Below are 24,667 nucleotides of genomic sequence, written 5' to 3' on the forward strand. Positions count from 1 at the left end.
ATATATATAACATAAAATATAAACTTAACATTATGATTTATTCTTATTTTAATCCACAAATATAAAATAAGAAATATTTGCAGCTAAAAAATATTCTATCGTGCACAGCTGCTATGAAAGTTTTACAATTTTCTACCTATAATACAGAAACTACCCCCTTTGAAGTTTTTGGTGCAAAAAACACATCCAACGGAACTTATGGGATATTCACGCAAAAGATGATCAAAAATCATCAACGAATATTTAACAATAACGAGAGAATAGATATACAAATTGCTGTTCCTAAAAATACTTTTACGGCTGAAAACTGAAGAAACAAACAGCATAATCGAATGACTGAAGAGCATAATTATTGATAAATATAAGGCAATTGATTGATGTATAAAGAATATTCACTGTTTTGCCTAGTGAATGATCCTCCCCAATACCGTAAAATTCTTTCATTTCAAACCTGTTCCATATTGAATCAACCAAAACTATGTCTCTTGTACGTCACAAGAATAGCTTCGCGTATGGGGCAAAATTATATAAGAGAGGCATGCCTTTTCATCAACCGTCTTAAGCGCCAAGGGCTGTATCACAACATTAGGAGCCGGCCCAAATGTGCAATGGAATTGCTATTTTTCAAGTGTAAAGGTGCGGCTTGCTCTTTGATAATCATAAAGAGGATGAGGCTCTACGAATTTATCATCATACCATTCGCGAACGCCGTCACGAAATGAGCTGTGCTACTTTAAAAAAACGAGCGTTAGGGCCTTTTAAAAAGATCTCTTTGAAGAAAGTCCTTAAATAACCGCTCATTTCTTCTTCTTATAGCATATCTTCTCCTAAAGCAGAGTAAGATTTCTGAGTGCCTAAACAACCCATCTCACCGCTATAGAACTTTTATAACGATTATCCTGAATAGATAATTTATAAATAGTATGCTGCATCGTGGTTTTAGCATAAGCTAACCAAGCGAAGTTTTATGAAATACATTATTTCATTACTTTTTATGATCATGAAAAAAGCTTTTCTGAAGCAAAACTTTAAATCATAGAGAACACTACAATATAATTCGTTTTGTTATTTACAATAAAAACATAATGATATAAAAGCTGATTGGGTACTTGCGCCATCAGGGGAATGAAGTAAGCATCAAAGCATACCAAATACTAAAGGCATATCTATGTGTAAGAAATCTATTTATAAGAAAAATTTTTTGTTATGTACAATTGCTGGAACTTTCATTTTTTCTCATTTCGGTTCAACTTATGCAAATACACCACCTCCTAAAATTATTGATGAGTTTAAGTTAGAAAATGGAGAAGAAAAGACTCTTAATAATGTTTTTATCCGCAATGGATTGAGCGCTGTGTACGCCTCTAAAAAAGCAACTGCCACAATTACAAACTCCACAATACATTCAGCTTCGTTTGCATTTGCGGTATCACAAGGGGGACGCATTAATGCTAAAGAAGTTAACGCCAATGCCTTGTATACTGGTCTATCAATTACAAATGGTATCATTAACATTGAAGATTCATTCATAGAAGCCAAAAGAAAATCCGGTATTATTTATCATAGCATTTTAGATTTTTTTCTAAAAGATGGTGAAGAAGTTATTAATAAAGCAATTCTTACCAACACAAAACTTCTTGTAAGAGAAGGTGTTGGTATTTTGGGACCTTCATCTTCAAAGTCTGTTGCCGAACTTCAACTTAGAAATTCAGAAATTCGTGCTGATGTATTATTACAAAATAGTGTAAAAAAGAAAACAGATTCAGATCCTCATCCTGTGACTTTTGTATTAACTGCCGATAATTCGATTATGGAAGGAAGGGCAAGAACCTTAGCAGTAAATACGACTGTTTTTAATTTAAACAACAATAGCAAATGGTATTTAAATGTAAGTAAACATGATATAAATCGTGATTTTAGTTCATTTAATTATGCGCTCTATGACATTGAGCAACGAACACTGTCTACCATTTCAGTTTTGAACTTTAATAATAGCTCTATTGTGTTTAATATGCCACATACGCTAGCACAGGGTCAATATCAAACCTTGAGTGTAGGACGAACCATTGAAGTTCCTCATTCACAAGAAAACAGTGACTCCGCAACAAAAGCCGTTTACAATGCAACAGGCAATGCAAGGATTTATTTCAATACAGAATGGAGTGATGGTCTGACAAAAGAACAACAAAAAACTGACCGCCTTCTTGTCCACGGGGATGTGTCAGGTACGACAACAATTCATTTCAATCGTCTTTTAAAAGGTGTGCCATTAAAAACAGAAGCTTCTATTCCCGCGAATATGCGTGGTTTGTCACTCATACAAGTATCTGGACAGGCAGATAAAAATTCTTTCAAATTAAAAAATGGCTACGTCACAATGGATGGGTTGCCGTATAAATATATACTCAATGGCTATGGACCGACATCAAAACTTGGGAAAGCAGAACACGCGCAAAGCCATTTAGGAGAAGTATCTCAACAATCAAAAGAAAAGAGCTCCTCAACCGACAAAACTCCCGTTGTAGTAGGGGGCGCGGTTTTAGGAGTTGAGAATAATATAAAAGGTGCATCAACATCAAATTCTGAACAAACAGACAGCGTACAAAACCATTTGAGAGAAAATAAAAATTTCTGGGATTTCCGCTTGCAAAGTGCAACGCTCGATAATGAAGGAAAAATCAGAGCTCTCGTTCCTCAAGTGGCAAGCTATTTGGTGATGCCTAACACTCTATTCTCAGCGGGATTGGCTGATGTAAACAATCAAAACGCTTTGCTAAACACGATGCAAGAAAAAGGCTTTGAGACAAAAGATCATAAAAACAAAGGCATCTTCTTCTCGGCTTATGGAAATAAGATGACATTATCCTCCCACCGTACGCCATTACAATATAGCTATGGAGCCGATATTCACTATGCTGCTTTACAAGCAGGCTTTACATTAGCCGCTCTAGAAGATCAAAACATGACCACCAATTTTGGTCTTTTAGGGACATATGGGAAATTAGCTTTCACTCCAAAAGATATGGAAGGCGCTGACAAGAGTACACTCAATAAGTGGTCAGTGACTGCATACAGTGGCCTGTATCATAAAAATGGGACATATGTCCATGCACTCTTCTCCTATGGGAGGCTTAAGGGAGATATCACTACAGCCCTCATAGGGAAGACTGCGGAATTGACAAACGCTGGTACATTTAGTGCATCGGCAACCATTGGACAAAAGTTTGAAACCGGTACGAAAGGATTAATCTTTGAACCACAAGCACAAGTTACTTATCAACGTCTTATGCTTGGCACACTCTCAGATGTTGATCGCTTTGATGTGGATATGGGCAATCCGCATCAATTGTTGGGGCGTGTTGGTGGGCGCTTAACGCAAACCACACTTCTTACTGAAAACAGCGGTATTTTTTCTTTCTATGGTAAAATGAATATTATGAAAGCTTTTTCTAACAATGATACAATACAGATTGGTGAATCGTTCCAACTTGATGCTATGGGAGCAGCCATTGAAGGTGGACTTGGTGTGAATGCACAATTGTCCAATAACTTCTCCCTTCACGGTGATGTTAGCTATCAACAAAAGCTTGAAAAAACCGGACTATCGGGAGCAAGCTTTTCAGGCGGAATACGCTATCAGTTTTAAATCAAAACTGTGAAAACAGCCTATTCATTCTATTCAATTTAACAAAAAGGCAGCACAATATGCTGCCTTTTTTGCAATTTTTCGTCAAGAGCTGTCAATAACAGTGCTTTCTATACACCTTTTTTGAGAGGATTAATTCATTCAAAGCAAATGCAATAAAATTCTTTATCCCTCAATAACTGTTGAATTCTCAAGAGAGCGGCCTTTTTGATGTATAAAATCAAATAGATTCAATAAAAATTTTTGTATATCGATTTGACTTCAAAAAATTCATCGTGAACAATTCTATATGCAAGAAAATCAACTAAAAGCTTTTTGTAAGCGCACAACAAATCATCTCCAAAAACTTTGTAGCGTTTTTATAACAACAGCTTTAAGCAATAAACATCCTTGTAAAATATTTTTATTCTTAACACTTTAAAACAAAAATACTTATCAAGCTCAGTTTTCTGAAATCCATCATCGCTGGATTGCACTTTCTATTTTAAAAACTCTTCTCAGACCAATTTTTTAACGATAAATAACAAAACATAATATTCGTTTTGTTATTTACAATAAAAACATAATGATATAAAAGCTGATTGGGTACTTGCGCCATCAGGGGAATGAAGTAAGCATCAAAGCATACCAAATACTAAAGGCATATCTATGTGTAAGAAATCTATTTATAAGAAAAATTTTTTGTTATGTACAATTGCTGGAACTTTCATTTTTTCTCATTTTGCTCCAACTCATGCAAATATACAACCTCCTGAGATTCCTACGGTCCAAGTCGCTAATGGAGAAGAGAAAAACCTTAATAACGTTTTTGTTCGTGGTAAATATGATACCGTAGTTGCTAAAAAAGGTCGCGTTAGCATTACAAACTCAATAATGCACTCAGGCTTTACTTTGCTTTCTGTCGCATCAGGTGGTCAAATTAATGCTAAAGGTATTGTGGGAAGGGCAGAAGAGCGTGGTTTGTCACTCACAAACGGTATAATCCATGTTGAAGATTCAACCATAAACGTTGTAGGTCACAGTAAAAATTATGGTATCAACTTTGGTTATATTCTAAGCTCCACAATACAAGAAGGAGAAGAAGTTGTAAACAAAGCCATTCTTAATAATACAAAACTTCTTGTAAAGGATGGTGTAGGTATTTTTGGTCCTTATTATTCCAAAGCTGTTGCAAATGCGGTATACCTTAAGAACTCAGAAATTCGTTCTGATATGTTATTAAAAAACGAAGGCTCCCCCTTCACTGAGATTGGACCCACCACTTTTACATTAGACGCTGATAATTCAATTATGGAAGGAAGAGCTAAAACACTTCCTCAAAATACGACGGTTTTTACCCTAAACAATAACAGCAAGTGGCATTTAAAAATTAGTTTATTTGAATTGGAAAATAGTTTTAGTCTATATGATTACAAGCTCCTTGATCTTAAACAACGTGCGCAATCTGTCATTTCAGTCTTAAACCTTAATAACAGCTCTATCATATTTGATGCGTTGCATAAACTAGCAGACAATCATTATCAAACCTTACATGTAGGAAAACATCCACAAAAAACAGAACAAAACAGAAGCTCCGATGCAACAACCGTTTACAATGCAACAGGTAACGCAAGGATTTACTTTAATACCGAATGGAGTAGTGGTCTTACAAAAGAACAACAAAAAACTGACCGTGTTCTTGTTCATGGCAATGTCTCAGGCACCACAACGATCTATTTCAACAATCTTTCAACGCACGCAGAACCATTCGATAATAAAGAAGCAAAAGGGGCAATTCGTTTGAATATGCGTGGTCTCTCACTCATTCAAGTTTCTGGAAAGGCAGATGAGAATTCTTTTAAACTTGCCCATGGCTACACTACAATGGGAGGCTTACCTTATAAATATATACTCAATGCCTATGGACCAACATCCAGCCACGGGAAAGCGGATAATCAGCAAAGCTTTTTTCCAGAAGGTGAAGGATTTTGGGATTTCCGTCTCCAAAATGCTACTCTTGATTTAGGGGAAAAAATCAAAGCTCTTGTTCCCCAAGTGGCAAGCTATTTGGTAATGCCTAACGCAATATTTTCCTCTGGATTAGCTGACGTAAGCAATCAAAATACACTGTTAGATGATATGCACTCAACAGTTTTTGGATTAGAAGGTCATAAAAAGAAAGGTGTCTTCTTATCAACTTATGGCAACAAAGTAACCTTATCTTCCAGCCGTAGTCCATTAGAATATGGTTATGGTGCGGATGTTTGCTATGCTGCCTTACAAGCAGGCATGACATTAGTAACGCTAGAAAATCAAAACTTAACCGCAAATTTGGGTCTTTTAGGCACATATGGAAAGCTCGCTTTTACGCCAAAGGATATGGAAGGTTCTGACAAAAGCACACTAGATAAATGGTCCTTTACGGCCTATGGGAACCTCCACCATGACAATGGTCCTTATATTAATGCACTCGTCTCTTATGGCTTCTTAAATGGACATATCACAACAGCCCTTATTGGCAACACCACAGAGTTAAATAATACGGATATATTGAATATATCAGCAACCGTTGGACAAAAATTAGCAACCGGTGTTGAAGGATTGTCCTTTGAACCACAGGCGCAACTGATTTATCAACATATTGCATTTGGTATGCTTTCAGATATCGATAACTTCGAGGTTAATATAAGCACCCCACATCAATGGTTGGTCCGTATTGGAGGGCGTTTAACGAAAACCATACTTCCTATTGAAAACGATCGTGTTCTATCTTTTTATGGTAAATTGAACGTCATAAGAGCTTTTGGTGAAAAAAACACGATCGATATTGCTGAACCTTTCCGTCTCGATTCTATGGGATCGTCCCTTGAAGGTGGGCTTGGCATTAACGCGCAACTTTCCAAAAATATCGCACTTCATGCTGACGTTAATTACCAACATAAACTTCAAAAAGCTGGATTCTCTGGAATTAATTTTTCCGGTGGTATGCGTTATCGCTTTTAGAAATCTTAGCTTTCACGTTTGACACATAAGCAGCGCTGGAATGTAAGCAGTGCTGCTTATATTTTACCCATTACAAAAAATCGTAATGTGTAAGAGAGTAGTTCATTTTTTATCAAAACAAAGAAATATCTTAAGGAACGTCTTTATGCATAAGAATCTTTTGTTATGTACAGCCGCTTGTACTTTGTTTTTTTCTTCTTTTGCCTTCACGTCTACCAGTATTGCCTCTAGCCTAAGCCATGAAACACGCCGTTTCCTTGAAGGAATTACCAAATTACCATCTGTTTATGTCGTTTCACCATACAAGGATAGTTCATCCTTAAAAACAGATCGTGGAATTACACAGCTAGAGATAAACAAAAATACGCAATCTGATATTGATCCCCAAATAAACACTGCTTCCTCAGCATCAAAAACAGCTCGTGACACATCCACACAAGCTCATGTGAAATTGCCCACAAAGATTGATAGCACCCCCATCGTTCATACTGAGAACACATCTTCACTTACAAATGATAAAACGACCATAACTTCTTCTGCTCTTGATGGAGAAACAAACGGCAAAACGCTTACACCACAAATAGAAAATTCTTTAGTCATGCCTATTGCGATGTTTACTGCTGGGATTTCTGATGTCAACAATCAAAATATCCTGTTAGACAATATGCAAATAACAATGTTTGAACCCAAAAATTATCAAGAGAAAAGTATTTTCTTCTCCACTTATGGCAATAAGAACACATTTTTCTCTCACCTACAGTCAAAACAAGAGAGCATTCAAAAAGCACAAGATAATGTTCAAGCAGAACAAGGGGGCATTCATGTAGATATTCGTTATGCTGCTTTGCAAGCAGGGGCAACATTAATCGCGCTAGAAGATCAGAATATCAGCACCAATTTTGGTTTTTTCGGAACATATGGAAAATTATCTCTTGCTCCTAAAAATGCAGAAAGCTCTCATAAGAAGATGTTTGATAAATGGTCCCTCACCGCCTATGGAAACATTCAGCATGACGGTGGCATCTATGCAAGTGCATTTCTTTCTTATGGAATTTTTAAAGAAAAGATGAGAAAAGATTTCATCAAAGATACCCCCAAAGTCAATAATCATACAATATTAGGAGCGGCTGCAACTGTTGGTCAAAAATTATCAACCAGTTTTGCAGGTGTCATCCTAGAACCACAAGCACAACTTGTTTATCAGCGTCTCATACTTGGCTCTTCCCCACATAACAATTCTTCCTCAAATGACAGCGCTTCTTCAGATGAGGATAACTCTAAAATAAACATAAGCAAACCTGATCAATGGTTACTCCGTATTGGTGGGCGTTTAACGCAAAACAAAGGTCATGCCCTTTCCTTTTATGGCAAACTGAATCTGATCAAAACTTTTAATAATAATTTTCAACCTGCTGCTATGGGATCTTCAGTCGAAGGTGGTTTTGGTCTTCAAGCGCATTTATCGCAAAATATCGAGCTTCATAGTGATCTGAGCTATCAACATAAATTCAAAAAAGCGGGTATCTCTGGAATAAATATTTCTGCTGGAATGCGCTATCACTTTTAAAAAATACTTGTATTGCTATCTTGAAATATAAAGAGCTCTCATTATGTTTCGTTTTGTCTCTTACAAAAGAGACATAATGAGGTCAAAGTTTTATCTTTGTATTAAGAGAGGGGGAAAATATTTAGGAATACATTTATATGAAAAAAAGCTTCTTATTCTATACAGTTTCCAGTATTCTGTTTTATTCTTCATCAAGCTTGTCTTATACTGTTCATCATGGAACTTCATATAATGAATATGATGGTGTTTCACGCGCGAATTTGCAAACAACAAGTGAGGCATTATACCCACCTCCACCAATAGGTGCTAACTCAGAGAAGTATCCAGCTCCTCCTATTACTATAGATACATCCACATTTTTTAATCAATCTAGAAATACAAATGGATATAAAACAACTTATCCAGCTCATTCTTCCTTTTTACCTTCAGCGCCCAGCGCACTTACGCCGCCTCCCCCATCTAGCGCCACAACAATAACCACTTCTCCTAAAAAAACTGAATCTACAACGCCTCCTTCGACAAGAACTATAACGCCCAAGGTTTCTTCTCAAAATTCTGAAGAAAACAATCCATCCACAAAATTAACGAATGAAAATGTAGCTTCTTCCTCGAGTAAAAAGCCTGCACCTAGTCAAGAAAGTAAACAAACATCAAAGACTGAAGCGACAGAAGTAGCAAAATCGAGAAGACGTTCAGGTGTGTCCTCTTCCTCCACAGACCCTTACAGCGAAAAAACACCTGCGAATTCTGCTGTATCTTCCCAGCCAAAAGCTATACAATCTTCACCCAATTTACAACCAACATCCGCGCAATCTGAATCTGTGCAAAAAGTACCTGCAAATTCTGAACCTACAGGACCAAAAGTTACAAGACCAACCATAAAGGCATCACCAGCGCCTAAAGAGCCAAACCTCTCATCAATATCTTTAAGACCCGCAGCTGGAAAGCCGACATCACAGGAACCATCAGAATCTGTAAAACAAGCGCCCGCGCAATCTTCATCTCCACAAAAAGCACCTGAAAAATCAGAGCTTGCACAAATCGAAGATATAAGCGCTAGAGTTGTAGCTAAGAACGGTGAAACTGTTACTCTGCATAACAAAAAAATTCAAGACAGATGGAATGCTGTCCATGCAGAGGGGAACAATTCAAAAATCCAAATGAACAAGGGAAACATTGATGCCGGTTTTATTGCTCTGAGTGTATCAGAGGGTGGAGAAATTGATGCCACAGATATTATGGCAACAGCAGAAACAGCTGGTTTGCTCAACATAGAGGGGACAATCAATCTAAAAGATTCAAGTATCCATGTCACAGGGGGATCTGAAGCGAGTGGTATTATTTTCCGTAATAATCTATATCGCGCCCCTCAAAGGAGACACCCACGCAATGCTGCAAGAAATGCCACCCCCGTTCAAGAAGAAGTTCAAAAACAAGATATTGCCGGTAAAGTAAATCTAGAAAACACAAACCTTTTCGTTGACCATGGGGTTGGGATCAACCTTTATGGAACAAATACAAACGGTGTCGTCAGCCTTAAAAATTCAACAATTCATGCTGATGTTTTATTAAAAAATATAAAAAACGAAAGTGCCTTTACAAACACCCTTACACTGATTGCGGACAAGTCTTCTTTAGAAGGCCATGTAAGAACTTCTAAGGATAATAGAACAGTTTTTAATCTAAAAGAAGCAACGAAATGGCTCTTAAAACCCAATAAAAACGCTGTCAATAATGATCGTATCTCAGATGACAATACTGTTTCAAATGACTATGGACAGTTTGGTCTTGATAAAATTTCATTCTCTAATCTTTCTGTGTTGCGCCTTACAGACAGTGCCATTATGTTTGATCAGCCTATGGAAGAACAGTACCAGACATTGTTTATAGGACCTAATCTTCCGCAAGAAGATGAAAAAGCCCGTCCAGGTGTGGTTTATAGTGCAACAGGTGTTTCAGAGATTTATGTAAATACTCAATGGAACAAACATTCTCCTGTCACGGAACAACAGACCGACCGTATTGTGATTAATGGAGATGTATCAGGAAACACCATTGTTCACATTAATCTCCAAGAAACAGATAAAAAAATAATGGATGACTCTGCTGTTTGGCGAGAACAAATGGCGTCACTTCCTTTAGCGACACATGGGGTTTCAATCATTCAAGTTTCCGGACAAGCAAATGAAAATTCCTTCACGCTCGCAGGAAACTATATGACAATAGGTGGACAGCCTTATAAATATGTCCTCGCAAGTTATAAACCAGGAACCTCTCATGAAAGCCAAAATCTTTTTGGCAAGAAGAATGATTTCTGGGATTTCCGCTTACAGAATGCCTATATTGATAAGGATAAAAAAGTTCGAGCACTTTTACCACAGGTGGCAAACTATTTAACCCTGCCCAATACTTTATTTTCTTCTGGATTTGCTGATATCAACAATCAAAACACCTTGTTAGACGCGATGCAAACAACGGTATTTGGTGCAGAAGATCATCAACAGAATAATCTCTTTTTCTCTTCCTACAGCGAGAAAGTCACCTTATCTTCCAACCGCGGTCCACTGCGCTATGGTTATGATGCTGATGTGAACTATGGCGCTTTACAATTGGGGGTCGTATTAGCCGCCTTAAAAGGAAAAGATATAAGCACACATTTGGGTCTTTTAGGTACATACGGAAAACTTGTCTTTATACCAAAAGAGATGCAAGATTCTGAAAAGACAACCCTTGATAAATGGTCTCTCAGCGCTTACAGCGCCATTAAGCATAGGAATGGTCTATATCTTAACACACTCCTTTCTTACGGAAGGTTAAAAGGGAATATTACCACAGCTCTTGTTGGAAATGCTGCAAAATTGGATGGTACTGAGATCCTTAATCTTTCTGCAACCCTTGGTCAGAAATTAGCAACCGATACAAAAGGGCTGGTCTTTGAACCACAAGCGCAATTGATTTATCAAAACTTCATGTTTGATATTTTCTCAGATGCCAACGGCTTAAAAGTAGATATGGGCAATCCGCATCAATGGTTGGTTCGTTTGGGTGGACGTTTAACAAAAACGATAATGGCTGTTGAAGAAAACAAGGCTGTTTCCTTCTATGGTAAAATGAATTTTATCAGAACGTTTGGTGATGGTAAAACAATAAAAATTGCTGATACCTTTGATCTTGATCCTACCGGCTCTTCAATTGAGGGAGGCGTGGGGGTGAATGCCTATCTTTCTCAAAAGATCGTGCTGAACGGCGATATTAGCTATCGACAAAAACTGCAAAAAGCGGGTATCTCCGGTATCAATTTTTCTGGCGGAATACAATATCGTTTTTAAAGCAAAAGCACTTTTAACTTCAATAAAATAAAAGAGCAGCACAATGTGCTGCTCTTTTATTTAAACTTATATTTTTAAAAATTCTCAAAAGTCATTACACAATCAAAACTTTTTGCTTGCACATCATAAGCGGAGAAAACCTGCGTGACGTGAAACGGTACAAAAAAACATGCCTCTTTATGAACCACAACAGAAAGCAACACAGGAAATTGGCAAAGTGAATAATAACACCAGCTTACTCCCTTGATATGCATAAAAATAGCAGCCTTTTTTCTACCACTCATAGAGGCTTTATATACTTCATGAAACGCCCCATACCTATTCATGAGCATTACCGTGAAATGAGTGTGAACATTGGAAAAGTTTTCTCCCAAATAAACATGTGAATGGGAAATCTATTCTATTTGGGGGCTTTTATTTTGTATGCGGAGTGTTTTCTCATGAAAGCTCTCCCTCTCTCATTATAATATCTCAGCCGTGTTAAAAACAAAACAAGTTATTTTGGTTGTTGTTTAAGAATAACCCCGTAATAGCTGCCTTAAATTAACAACCCAGTTTTTTCCTTTATGAAAAACAGATCTGAAAACATAAGTTTCGTGAGCGAGTCTTAAAAAATTTGAACGGCAAACAGTATCTCATTAAAAAGTCTACCCATTCTAAGAAAAATGATTTTTATTGCCAAACTGCTGAAATTACTTTATGAATAAAAAGGTGTTTTGGTCGCATACGCAACGACCAATAGGGATTAAAAGCCTGAAGACTCAAACATGAATTTATCCCACTTTGTGGGTATCTCGGGATTCCGGGAGATTTTTCTATATCCAAGTGCATCTCAGCACTAAAAGCAAAATGCTGATTTGAGTTCAGTGCTTTTAACTCCCGGAATACTTATGCGAGGGCGCTCGCAACCGGAAGGGGGAAAATGCAAACTCAGAACCTTAATATTGATCTTTTTGTCGGCAAAAAAAATTCGCTTGCCACGAAAAATGTTGGGAATGTCTCAAAAAAACATTAGGACAACACTTAAACGTAAGTTTTCAACAAATCCAGAAATATGAAAAAGGCTTAAACCGTATGAGCGCAGGACGGTTAAAGGAAATTTCCGATATCCTAAATGTTCCGATTTCCTTTTTTTACACGGATATCATCACAAAAGAAAACACCCCGTACCATCATGAAGAAATCGCATCAAGCAAAGAGGAGTTTTTGCTTTTAAAAAGTTTTAGAGTCCTGACATCTGTTAAACAAAAAGCCATTTTAAAATTAATTTCTGATCAAACTTAAAATATTTTAAATGATCTTTATACTTTAATCTTCTTTCTATATTAAAGAACAAAGCGCTAATTTCTATAAATAAGTTTATTTTTAGCAAATTTTACTTAGCTGATTTCCTACGATATGGAACACGATATTTTCTCTTCATAAGCATTCATGCTTTTCATAAGCATTCGCAAAAGGATTTAGAAACGCACCATGGCAACAGCGTTTTTTTCTCCTAAGATCTATAACAATCCAGCTTCTCATCAAGCCGTTTTCGCTACTGACCGCTCCATAAATGCATTTCCTAAATATCTCTGCGGCTATCATTTCTGTAAAATAACATATTGATTTATCATGATAAATCATCCTTTTTCTACTTTAATACCAAATAGTGTAGGATTCTCTCGTCGCCCCCTTCTCCTATTGATAAATCAATCAAAATCACTTGTTTGTACACACCAGCAAGAGTGGTATATGAGTAAAAAAGAATAAAAATGCTCCAATAATCTCAAGTGCCAAAAGCTATCACAACATTAGATCTGCAAAATGACATTGCTAAAAAATATGACAATGCCAACTTACTTCTTTATAAGGATAGGAGTGTTCTATAGACTTGATATTATTCCCATGGAGGCCTTTTATACCTTCATGAGACCGCCCCCATTACAGGCACCATGGCATCACAAACCGCCATTACGAAATGGATGTACAAGCCTTGAGAAAGTTTCTTTAAAACAAGCACATATGTTGGGAACAATAAGTATATTATTTTTGAATCATTCTGTTTTGCATGAAGGGCGTGATCCCATTAAAAAACGCAATAAACAAAAATATGAAGAAATGTATCAGCTTCACTCTTTAAAAGACAGTGCTTTAAATTCTTTTAAAAGCCGTAAAGCTAAAAAATGATGGTAAAAATTATCACCTTTACAGCTTTATAATTCTCCCCCCAATGAAGCTGCCTCCCCTTTTCAAATATGACAATCTCTACAGAGATACGCTCACTCCAATCTGGCATACAAAAGCGGCAACAGAAGAGAAAATACTAAACCATCTTAACTCTTATCTCAAAACATAGAGCTTCCAGTGACTAACCGCTTCATATCCCTAAACGCAAAGGAGGCTGTTTTACAAGTCATCATAAGAAGGAATCAAATTTTCTTCCCTCTTCTCCGAACGAAAAAATGAAGTGCCCTATTAACTCTGTCTTTAAAACAATGCTCTCTAAACAATTTGCCTTCTCTTAAAGCCAGTTCCACTTGGCTCCCCACAAAGGTAAGTGCTTCACATCAGCTTAAAAGAGACTGTTTAAAAAACTCTGTTTTATAGCATAGCGGAATGACCATTTAAATACCCAAGCGCGCTTAAAACCTAGAGGGGAGATCAACAAACATACTCTTTATTCAAACCAATGCCCTACCTTATCATTATAATCATATAGAACAGCGGATATGAAGCAAATTTAGGATTATTCTTCTAATTCTTTTACAAGTCCAGATAGCTGCATGGCTTGCGAAAGATCATTAACTGTACTTAAATGCGTTTGAAGTAATTCACTATTACGATGTATCTTTTTTTGTAAATCAGACAGCAAGCTTTCAACCTCATGCTCAATATCTTGATTCATGTAGCGTCTTACATCGCTCATAGATTTATTAAGATCACGCAAACCACGTATTTTACATGAATTTATCTCTTCGTAATCTGGAACACCATTGCTTTCTAGCATATTGCTTTCATAATCAAGCACTTGAGCTAATCCTTTAACAGCAGCGACAAATTTTGTCATTGCCCAATCACGATCAATAAGATTATTATCAAGAGCTTTTGCTTTTGCGGCAAAACTATCATCACCATATTGCACGACAGACATTTTTATTTCCCCTTCAATCATATTGTTTAATCTTTCTTTCAAATGAGGGAGACTAAACAGTTTTTTCAATGCTGATACACTCAATCACATTCGTAGTGCGAACATTGCCAAGACGACAGAACGACAATCGCCAAAAGCGCGTACCACTTCAACTTTCAATACATTCTCTGAAATATTTCTTGCTTTGCTCCAAAACCATTATTGCTACTATAAGCATTCACCAAAACGCTATAAACTTCAATCTCTGCGCAACAATATCGAAACTTCCAAATTTTCTCTGTCTATTTCGCCTTGCCTATTTTACCTGTGTTTATTTTATCATCACTAAGCCTTCAACAGAAAACAACAAAACCCTGACGACAACCTTGATAATAAAAAACACCTGCCAAAAAAATTCGCAGCATATAAAGACTTCAGCCCCTTAAGAACTTCAGCATTTCACCGATAGCAGCACTTTACCCTCCATAAACTTTATGGCTTTCCCTGCGCCTAAACCTGCACACTCTTTGGCGCCATAAGATAGCACCCTACAAGATTAGTTCGCATCCATTCAAAAAGGCAAACTCTCACACTGTGCTCTTTCCGTATACATGCAGTATTTTGCACAAAACACAAAAAGAACGCTCTTTATGAACAGATCAGCCATATAGCACTATTAAAAAAGATATCTTAAAATAGCTAAATAGCCATCTATCTCCCTTTTTCAATTATCATTTCGCTTTTCTTTGCAACGAGCAACTATATAAGATTTTTTGAACTTTTTCAAGCATTTCTTCACTCATCCGTTTGATATGCCCTCAATCACATACTCAAACGCTTGTTTGAAAAAAAACAATCTCCTAAGGGCGCCTAAACCCATTTCGCACAACCCTATTTTGCATCGCCCCTATGAATGGTATAATAATAAATCCCCGATGTAATGAATAAAATCCATTAAACCCCCATCTTTACGATTCATAAAAGAGCAATCTGCACCATCCTACACTCAAGCCCCCTCCTCATAATGAAACAGTCCTTAGCTTAAGAGCCAAGTTTATAAGGAGCATTTGTTTTCCTTCTAAATCGTTTTTTATTCACCAGAGAGCTTCTCCATTTTTGATGCGTGCAAAAGACATGAATTTGAGTCGCTCAACTTAGGACAGATTTGAAATGAAAAAAATTTTACGCGTGTTAAACCTCTCATTCAATATGAAAAACAGTGAACATTCTTTATAAATTAAAGTATTGTTTGAAAAATATTCACCACACACCCGAGAACAAAAAAAACCTCATGCGTAAATTTTACATGGGCTCCACCACCGCTCGAAACGATAATAATACGGCACAATTACGATAAAAAATACCACAAAAAGGCATAGAAACTCAGAAGAGAAAAGATGAAAAGGCGTACAAAACGGCCAACGCCCCACAGATCCAGAAAAACCATCTCAGTATAACTGGCTCACCTCCTCACTGAGGCTATAATAGCCTCAAATAAAAAGCAATTTTGTAAAAATAGTTTGAGAAAAACATTTGAGTATAAACAATAATAAGCCCATTCAGAATGATTTTTTCCTCTCTTAAAAACAGAGAAAAGTAAATTCCAACTTCCCAATTTTGCCAGAACTAACCGTAAGGCTTAAAGCTGTTCTTCTTATGATAAAGCCTATTTGTATTAAACGCGAAAAAAACGCCCCCAAATAGATTAATCCCATATTTTATTATGTATGTAAGCAAAAGATTAAAAAATCAGTGCGCACGTGTGACAAAATGAGCAGCAAGAAAGCATCTGCTCATTCCGGTGCAACATTACCACAATTAAAAACACTTTTTAGCTGAACAGATGACAGTATGTCCTCTGTTCCACAAAGAGTATAAACCGTAAAAGATTAGCTCTTGAAATCAAAAGTGCCCTAAAAGTTAGGGAAAAAAATCCCAGAAACGTAATAGTATCAATAACGGTCTCATCCCTCATTGAAATAATAACTTGCGGAATTTTATTTTTTAATGAAAGCCAAAAATAAATTCCATATACGCTTGTTTAACGTGTCGACAATTTTTAGATTTGTCTCTAGAAGATTCCTCCATCTTTTCACATTTCATTCCCCATTCTTGCATCAATTTTTCATCTTTCTTAAAATCTTCTACGCTATAAGTCTTTTCGCAACCAGCAACAACAAGTCCAATACAAAGAAACAGTACTGTTATAATGATCTTGTTCATCAATAAATTCCCCTTCTTTTAAACGGATAAATTTAGGGCCTCAAAAAAAGTTCTACATATGCTTGTCGAAGATTTTTACAATTTTGAGAAGATTTGAACGATGAATCGTCCTTCTCACATTTCTTTGCCCATTCCTCGTATAATTTTTCATTTGTTTTAAATTCTTTTACACTATAAGTTTTTTCACAACCAGCAACAGCAAGTCCAGTACAAAGCAGCAATGCTGTGATAACAACTTTATTCATGATTTAATTCCCCTTCTTTGAGACTAACAAAATTTGGACACCTATGAGCATCCCTTAAAATTGCACATTCAGTTCATTGTGCATTTTCAAAAATCTTAAAATCCACCTCTGCAGGTAATTTTTCGCAACCTGTGACGATAAATCGCATACAAAGAAAAATACAACTCTCAATATTTCTTATGATTTAATTGTTGTCTTACTATTTTCTCGTTTTATTCATCTTTTTGTTATTTCCGAGAAATTCTTTAAAGTCTTTTCAGAATTCTCTTGAACAAGGTCCGCATTGGCTTGTACAAGATTTATGGAATTTGGGGACTTCGTAATAGAAGATAGCTCTATCTTATTGCATTTCTCTTTCCACTCTTTGCGTAATTTTTCATCTTTTTTAAAATCTTCTACACTGTAACTCTTTTCACAACCAACAGCGATAAGCTCTGTGCAAAACAACAGTGCTGTTAGATTGATCTTGTTCATGATTTTAACCCTCTCTTTATTTTATAGTCTAATAACGACATCATTGGCTTTACAAAATCCCTACAGCGTGCTCTTGCGTATAACGTTCCTTTGACAAATACGAACACTTTCAATGCCAATATCCAATATATTGAATGGTGAGAGCTACGTTATTAATCAAACTTGCATTTGTAACGCTATCGACACAGCGGCTCTTTATATTTGAACTGTTTAGACTTCAGCAGCAATTTTGATATCTTGACATTTTCAAAAAGCTTTTTAATCACTTCTTTTCTTTCAAGAATTTTTCTTCAAGAACCACTTCATTATGAGAAGCAGCATCAATATTTTATCAAAAATTCATCACGCCAAGATCCAGAGCAAATTTTCTGCACACAAAACAACATATCTTTTAATGATTTGATTGCGCCCTTACTTATTTCTTAATCCACCGAGAAAGAAAAAATTTAAACTCCCCCCCCTACATTTTTAAATGCCAATAGAAATTCTAAAAAAGCGATCTTATATATTCATGATAGCAGAAAAAAGATGACTCCTCGCCTACCATCAAGTGACATTCAATACTCAGTCTATAAAATCATAGAAATGAAAGAAATAATTTTCACATCATGCTCAATGATTTCTTTTGGTGATGAGGAAAGCTTATAGCACAGCCATATCAGTCAATTTTATTGATTTTCCCCCCTTATAAACATGAATATAATGTTAAGAAAAGGTTTACGTAACAGAAAAAAATAATCAACGCTACTGTTAATTTACATGATTTACCCATGTATTTTAGTAAAATAAATAAAAAATAACTTCACATTTAAAATCATGATCAAAACAATTTTTATGGAAGAATAAACTTCCCTATCCAGCGATGATACAAATGATAAAAGGGGAAGAGGATCACATCCCTCGGAGAAAAGTTGAAACGAGATTTTTTCACAAACTCATAACGCTTTCATGGGATAAATCTTATGAAAAACAACTTAAATGAAACAACCCGCGTAAAAAAGATAGACGCTTTTCTCACGATTAACTTCCTGTAAAGCCGAGCGATATCATCTTTTTAAAAACACTCAAACCAACACACAGTTATTATCGTATATCTATATTGTATATCATCTTTCATTTTCCGTATTTTTTTGAAAGCAATTCGCGCACCTCATCGGCCATTTTAGTTCCACGACTTGCACAACTTACCTTCATTAACCGATGCAACGTTTCTGGTATATCGATCGTGAGGCGCTTCATCCCTCCATTCGTGTTTTCTTTGTGGCTTCCTACCCATGCATCAGCCGTTAAAGGAATGGATTTATTGGTTGGTTTCGTACCAATTTTAATTTTTTTATTCATCACGCTAACTCCTTGATTTCCGCTGCAACAGCTTCAATCTCTGTGGCTGCTGGTCCTTGCTGATCAACTTCGTAAACAGCCTTGCCCTGTGCAGCAGATTCTGCAAAAATCACACGCTGTGCAACGCTAGAAGAAAGAACATGCACGGGATACACACCAAGAGCTTCGTTTACATCACGCCCTATCGCTGTATTGACTATTTTACGATTAATAACAAAAGCAGATTTGAGATTTTCTTTATAAACGCGTGCCTCATCAATCAGCTTTACAATTCCATCAGCAGCCCAAATATCATAAGGACTAGGCAAAACAGGGATCAGCACAAAATCCGAAGCCATAAGAGCACTCCGCGCAAGATCAGTCACACGCGGAGGGCCATCAATAATAATATGATCATAACTATGACCAATCTGCGTAATCTCTTTGTGAACCGTTGCACGCGGTAAACCAATAACTGAAAACAAAGGAGCCTCTTCACGCGCAGCAGCCCAATCCAATGCACTCCCCTGTGGGTCAACATCAATAAGCAATACGCGTGCACCGGTACGCGCAAAACTGGCGGCAAGATTCACGCTCAACGTGGTTTTTCCGACACCCCCTTTTTGATTCAAAAGTCCAATGATCATTCGTTACATCTTTCAGTATTATCGTTTTTGCGATTATACAGAAAACAATAAAAGAAGCAAGCATCCAACACCTGTAAAACAACCACTTCTGTTAATTTTTACGAGAAAAACGACAGCCCCCAATTTTAGCTTTATAATATTCCTTTAGCATGCGCCTAAAATATTATGACGCTGGTATTTTTAAGGATAAAAAGATAAATTTAAACAAGCGATAGGCTCTTCTTCCACAACCTTAAAATGAAAATTTTTTAAATCCACACCAATCGATCAATAATGCTCTTACCATAATCTCCTTTGGATTTTGCCCTTTATGGGGTCCTACGTCTCGACAAAAAAACCTCTGTCCTGAACAGACAACAAATTATCAAAAAGAATTTAGAATTTTACATATTGAATAAGAAAACCGAAATCTATAAAATGCGCTCATTTTCCCTCTCTTATCTTCAATCAATCAAAATCACTTATCTGCGATCATCAACAGAGCGGACATAAGAGAACAAACACTGAAAAAAGGAACCAAAATACGTCTTATAAAGTGTCTTAAATGTCAAGAACTATTGTCCCCATCACTGACTCGTGTATGATCATGCCGGCTTTCTCCTTTTCTTGAACTAAAGAGGGGTATATACAATGAATGTTATACTCTTTAAATGGATACCTTTCCACACGACAGAGTGAAATGAGCTTGAGAAAATAAGGGAAAACAAGCAACACAATCGGGATTCTATGCTTCGCAAGCACAATGAGTAATCCATAAAGAGTGTTATCTTTCATAATGCTCAATCCATTGAGCCCCCTCTTTACGCTTGAAAAGGAACAAACCGCTCCCTTCACACAATTTTGCCAACTCGTGAGGGGGACACAATCTTGGCTCTTGAAACGGTTCATGAAAAGGCGTTTTTCGTCTTTTCCTGTATCGTTTCACTCCCCATGAGGCTTTCGTTTATAACGGCAAGCAAGAGATCGTGACTAATGCGACATGAAACTGACTTGAAACAAGAGAATCTTACGATCTTCAGAGTTCTAATTCAAATTAAACAACGCTAGATTATCATTATAAGTCAATGTATTGTCAAAGATCTACTAACAAACATATTGTGCAATCGGCTCTGTTGCACCTTACACCGCATTTTTCCAAGCAAGACTTCTCGACAAAAAGAATATTTTTGTTAAAATGCCTTTGAAAAATTTTACCTTCTTTTATGTCCTTTGATAGACCTGAGAGTATCGTAAAAATCGTGCAATTGGGAATAAACGAAAATGAATTTACAGCAAATTGCCCCTGATATTTTTATCGGCGCCCAAGTGAGCATAGAAAATATCAAAACATTGGCAGAAGCTGGTTTTAAAACGATTATCTGTAACCGTCCCGATTACGAAGAACCTCATCAACCTGATTTTTTGAGCATTAAAACGGTCGCACATGACTATGGTATAAAAGCCTATTATATTCCCATTTCCCCTCCGACCATAGCAAAATCAGATATTGAAACTATGCAAAAAATTTTAAAAACTGCGTCTCTGCCTCTTCTCGCCTATTGCCATCATGGAACGCGTTCGCTGCATCTTTATCGTTTAGCACGTCTTTAATCGTAGATTTTATGGGTTTTCCATACACTCTAAAGGACAAAGATTCTTAAATTCGCACTGATCTTTAAAAAAATTATCTGTCAAGAATATTTGTCTTACAGCTTCCACTTGGGCTTCCCCCTTTAAAGGAACTACTTCATAGGACTCGATAAGCAAATTTTGCTCTTAAATAGACAACAAGCATGCTTCCCCCAAAGCAAAGCCATGAAAATATATGCAAATTGATGAAACGATAAACTTTAAAAAAGTCATCGCTGTTAAATTTTGTAAAATTCTAAGGTTAAAAGTACAAGAAATTTTAAAAGACAGCATTCCTTCTTCTTCTCATCTACTTTTGCCAAAGATGCTGTGTGCTTATTCATTCACGATTCATCATGGGTTTTAACGGATCAGAAAGAAATAAGCAGTAAACTTTTAAGTGATAACAAAAACCTTAAAGTTCACTTTTAAAAAGACAATGCCTAAATCAGATCTTCAGCTATTCGATTCTCCCTCTCAACAACGAAAAAAACATATCTTCCATGATATTTTGCAATATATCGTTGTGATGCTCATCACTTTAAGTGCTATTTTTGCCAGTCTTCTCTCTTTTTCAGATACACTTAGAGCTTATTTTTAAAAGTAAGCAGCCGATCCAACTTTGAGAGGGGTTGAACAGTCTTTAGAATTTCTTTTGCTTTTTTTTCATCGCGGTGCATTTGTGCAATCAAAGGTCCAAGCCCATCAAATTTTTCTTGTCCGCGCAAAAACTGGAAAAAAGAAACGGTACAGCTTTCCCCATAAAGGTCGTCGTTAAAGTCAAACAAATAGGTTTCCAAAAGTGGCACTCCATCTTTAACAACCGTTGGACGACAGCCAAAGCTTGCAACCCCATCATACAAAACACCATTGGCACGACGCAAACGTACCGCATAAACACCATGAGCCAAACGAACCTGAGGAGGTAACATCTGATTAGCTGTAGGAAATCCCAAAAGACGTCCAAGTTTGTCGCCTTGAATAATATTGGAGCATACCCGATAGTGATACCCTAATAAATCGGCTGCTTTGTCTACTTCCCCTTGTGAAAGAAGTTGCCGAATAAAACTAGAGGAAATGATCAACGGTTGTAAACCTTGAGAAAGAACAACGCATGTATGAGAAACGCAAGGAACTTGCACGACCTGAAATCCCTCTTCTTTCCCTCTTTGGCAAAGAAGATGGACGTTTCCACTTTTCTGATGACCAAACTGAAAATTTTCGCCTGTTACCACAACGGAAACATCAAAAGCCTCCTTTAAAATCGACTTGATAAATTCATCGGCTGAAAGAGCGGCAAACTGAGCATCAAACGGCTGTTCAATCACGCCATCAAAGCCAAGAATTTTAAAAATTTCAGCTTTTTCAGCCGCCTCTGTCAAACGATAGACAGGCGCTGAACGTTGAAAAAAACTTCTTGGATGCGGTTCAAAGGTTAACACAACAGCGGGTTTCTTTTTTATCCGCGCAAAATCAAGCGCTTTTTGCAACACCCCCTGATGCCCACAATGAACACCATCAAAATTTCCCAGTGCCAACACGGCTCCCTGCCAAGCTGAGGGGAACATATGGACTCCCTGAAGATGTAAAAAATTAGCCATTACTGAAGCGCCCACATGATTGCTTGTGGCCAATAACCATGACGTTCTAGAAAAGAATGCAAAGCTTGCTTATCCACCACACCATTTTGCATATAATCATAACGATGAATCCCCCCCATAATATAAAGAGCATCAAGACCAAATTGCGTCGCCCCTTTAATGTCCGTCAAAAGACCATCACCAATAGCTAAAACTTGACTTTTTTCTACTTTCCCACGTATTTTTTGAAGTTTTTCAAAGGCACATTCATAAATAGGTGCATGAGGTTTTCCAGCAATGCGGACTTCCCCCCCTAATTGTTGATAAAGACGCGCCAAAGCACCAGCGCACCAAAATTCCTTATTTCCATAATGGACAATCACATCAGGATTAGCACAAATAAAAGGTAAATTCCGCGCTCTTATGCGACGAAACATCTCTTCATAAGCAGAGGGTTCTTCATCAAAATCTTCAAGAAAACCGCTACAAACAACAACAGAAGCCTCCCATTCTTCAACAAATTCACACGTCAACCCTTCAAACAACACCAAATCACGGTGTGGACCAATGAAAAAAACTTTACGCGGTGCAGCGCAAATAAGATCCCGCGTGACATCCCCTGACGTAATAATAGCATCATAATAGTCACGATGAATATTCATGCTTTGTAATTGAACCGCAACATCTTCCCGTAGTCGAGGAGAATTGGTTAATAAAATGACAGTTTTTCCCATTTGCCGCATTTTATACAACGCTTTCAATGCTGGTTCAAATGCCTGTACACCGTTATGCACAACACCCCACACATCACAAAAAACAGCATCATAACGTTCCATAACAGTCTGAATATGGGTAAGTTCATTCATAGTGCACCTATCTCTCTTTGTCATTGATCAAGCTGTCTTTTACTTCAAAACTACTTACCGAAAGATAATATTTCAGTCATCTGCTTTCTCAAACCATATCCCAACTTTGCAATGCTTATTTAAAGATCATAAGAAATGATAAAATAAATAAGGTATCGTTAAGTCGTACAAAATTCTAAAACGCTTTATAGCAAAAGCTTATTATTCCACAATGCTCATTTTTTGCATAAAAACTTCAATTCTCACAATAACTGCATTAATACAGTTTTTTAACGAAAACACTCAAGTTCTTAATTTGGAAAATAAACAGATAAAAAAACGCCTAAAAATTACTTCCATAACGATAAAATAATTGATTTATAATCATCTTTTATTATTCATACCTGATGCAAAGCCAAAATAGCTTTTTTTATTTCAAATTTTTTTATATTAAAATAATCAAAACGCTTTGCTTGCACATTAAATAATTAGAATGAGCAACAAAAATACTTAAAGATAAAGAATAAAATCTCTCTTCCCCTCCAATGCAAAAACTATCGTAACATTTTGAACGAATAAAGAAATAAGTGCCGTCGTACATCTTTTTTCAGTAAAGATAGAAATATAGCTTTCATACCATTTATGGAATCTTTACCGTTATCACTTCACGAAATACCGTTGTAAAATGGGCTCAAGTATTGAGAAAGATCTGTTGAAAACAAGCATGTGAAGTGACAACAACCAAATCCATTTCGTTTTGATTGTGTTTTACATGAGGGCTGTTCACTCATGAAGATTTTTCCCTCTCATCATGATATCTTAACCACATAAGCAAAATCATTTTGGTTATTGATCAAAGACCTCTTTAGGCGCCCTTAGGAGAACTTAATCTTAAAACCCACGGGGTTTGTTTCTCCCTTCATCAAATGCAGGGCTGATGACATAATTTTGATAAGCGCGTCTTAAAAATTTGAAAGACAAACAGTCTCTTAATTCAAGAAATCTATCCATTTCAAGAAAAACGATTTTTATTGTAAAGATCCTAAAATTACTTTATGAATCAAAAGATGTTTTGGTCGTATACGTGGC

15 protein-coding genes and 1 pseudogene are annotated in these 24,667 nt (G+C 36.6%); 8 read left to right on the forward strand and 8 right to left on the reverse strand.

All coding sequences use genetic code 11. The features are described 5' to 3' along the window. Positions 1-113: 113 nt before the first annotated feature. The 7 genes and pseudogenes from HWX04_RS03930 (at position 114) to HWX04_RS03960 (ending at position 13,693) form a co-directional block, all read left to right on the forward strand. Positions 114-311: a hypothetical protein gene (locus tag HWX04_RS03930; protein WP_175868918.1), complete on the forward strand. Its 198-nt coding sequence runs from the start codon at positions 114-116 to the stop codon at positions 309-311. An 857-nt stretch (positions 312-1,168) separates the two neighbouring features. Next, complete coding sequence (locus HWX04_RS03935) at positions 1,169-3,646, forward strand: autotransporter outer membrane beta-barrel domain-containing protein (protein ID WP_175868919.1); 2,478 nt, start codon at positions 1,169-1,171, stop codon at positions 3,644-3,646. A gap of 648 nt (positions 3,647-4,294) precedes the next feature. After that, the gene (locus tag HWX04_RS03940; RefSeq protein WP_175868920.1) at positions 4,295-6,628 is read left to right on the forward strand and encodes an autotransporter family protein; all 2,334 of its coding nucleotides are present in this window, start codon (positions 4,295-4,297) and stop codon (positions 6,626-6,628) included. Positions 6,629-6,773: 145 nt separating this feature from the next. Next, positions 6,774-8,195, forward strand: a complete 1,422-nt coding sequence (locus HWX04_RS03945; RefSeq protein WP_175868921.1) for an autotransporter outer membrane beta-barrel domain-containing protein — start codon at positions 6,774-6,776, stop codon at positions 8,193-8,195. 137 nt (positions 8,196-8,332) lie between these two features. After that, complete coding sequence (locus HWX04_RS03950) at positions 8,333-11,524, forward strand: autotransporter outer membrane beta-barrel domain-containing protein (protein ID WP_175868922.1); 3,192 nt, start codon at positions 8,333-8,335, stop codon at positions 11,522-11,524. A 922-nt stretch (positions 11,525-12,446) separates the two neighbouring features. Further along, a pseudogene (locus HWX04_RS03955) lies at positions 12,447-12,808 on the forward strand (helix-turn-helix domain-containing protein). Positions 12,809-13,432: 624 nt separating this feature from the next. Beyond that, positions 13,433-13,693, forward strand: coding sequence for a hypothetical protein (locus HWX04_RS03960; protein WP_175868923.1), 261 nt, complete (start codon positions 13,433-13,435; stop codon positions 13,691-13,693). A gap of 559 nt (positions 13,694-14,252) precedes the next feature. Here the strand turns inward: HWX04_RS03960 and HWX04_RS03965 are convergent. From HWX04_RS03965 to parA, 6 genes are all read right to left on the reverse strand, one after another. Then, a complete protein-coding gene (locus HWX04_RS03965; RefSeq protein ID WP_175868924.1) occupies positions 14,253-14,657 on the reverse strand; it encodes a flagellar protein FlgN in 405 nt (134 codons plus the stop codon). Positions 14,658-16,640: 1,983 nt separating this feature from the next. Further along, positions 16,641-16,859, reverse strand: a complete 219-nt coding sequence (locus HWX04_RS03970; protein ID WP_175868925.1) for an EexN family lipoprotein — start codon at positions 16,857-16,859, stop codon at positions 16,641-16,643. Between the two features lie 32 nt (positions 16,860-16,891). Further along, positions 16,892-17,104 carry an EexN family lipoprotein gene (locus tag HWX04_RS03975; RefSeq protein ID WP_175868926.1) on the reverse strand — a complete coding sequence of 71 codons (213 nt, stop codon included), beginning with the start codon at positions 17,102-17,104 and terminating at the stop codon, positions 16,892-16,894. 216 nt (positions 17,105-17,320) lie between these two features. Continuing rightward, positions 17,321-17,578 carry an EexN family lipoprotein gene (locus HWX04_RS03980; RefSeq protein WP_175868927.1) on the reverse strand — a complete coding sequence of 86 codons (258 nt, stop codon included), beginning with the start codon at positions 17,576-17,578 and terminating at the stop codon, positions 17,321-17,323. Between the two features lie 1,113 nt (positions 17,579-18,691). Further along, entirely contained in the window at positions 18,692-18,919 is a 228-nt protein-coding gene (locus tag HWX04_RS03985; protein WP_175868928.1) for a hypothetical protein, read from the reverse strand. Then, a complete protein-coding gene (gene parA, locus HWX04_RS03990) occupies positions 18,919-19,545 on the reverse strand; it encodes a ParA family partition ATPase (RefSeq protein WP_175868929.1) in 627 nt (208 codons plus the stop codon). Before parA ends, HWX04_RS03985 begins: the two co-directional genes overlap by 1 nt. A 1,260-nt stretch (positions 19,546-20,805) precedes the next feature. Between parA and HWX04_RS03995 the strand changes: the two genes are divergently transcribed. Continuing rightward, positions 20,806-21,135 (forward strand): protein tyrosine phosphatase family protein, encoded by a 330-nt coding sequence (locus tag HWX04_RS03995; RefSeq protein ID WP_175868930.1) that lies wholly within the window; start codon positions 20,806-20,808, stop codon positions 21,133-21,135. Positions 21,136-21,737: 602 nt separating this feature from the next. Here HWX04_RS03995 and HWX04_RS04000 read toward each other — a convergent pair. After that, positions 21,738-22,754 (reverse strand): bifunctional riboflavin kinase/FAD synthetase, encoded by a 1,017-nt coding sequence (locus tag HWX04_RS04000; protein ID WP_175868931.1) that lies wholly within the window; start codon positions 22,752-22,754, stop codon positions 21,738-21,740. Beyond that, positions 22,754-23,599, reverse strand: a complete 846-nt coding sequence (locus tag HWX04_RS04005; RefSeq protein ID WP_175868932.1) for a TIGR01459 family HAD-type hydrolase — start codon at positions 23,597-23,599, stop codon at positions 22,754-22,756. Before HWX04_RS04005 ends, HWX04_RS04000 begins: the two co-directional genes overlap by 1 nt. Between the last annotated feature and the right edge of the window lie 1,068 nt (positions 23,600-24,667).

This window comes from Bartonella gabonensis, assembly GCF_903679515.1.
Lineage (GTDB): Bacteria > Pseudomonadota > Alphaproteobacteria > Rhizobiales > Rhizobiaceae > Bartonella > Bartonella gabonensis.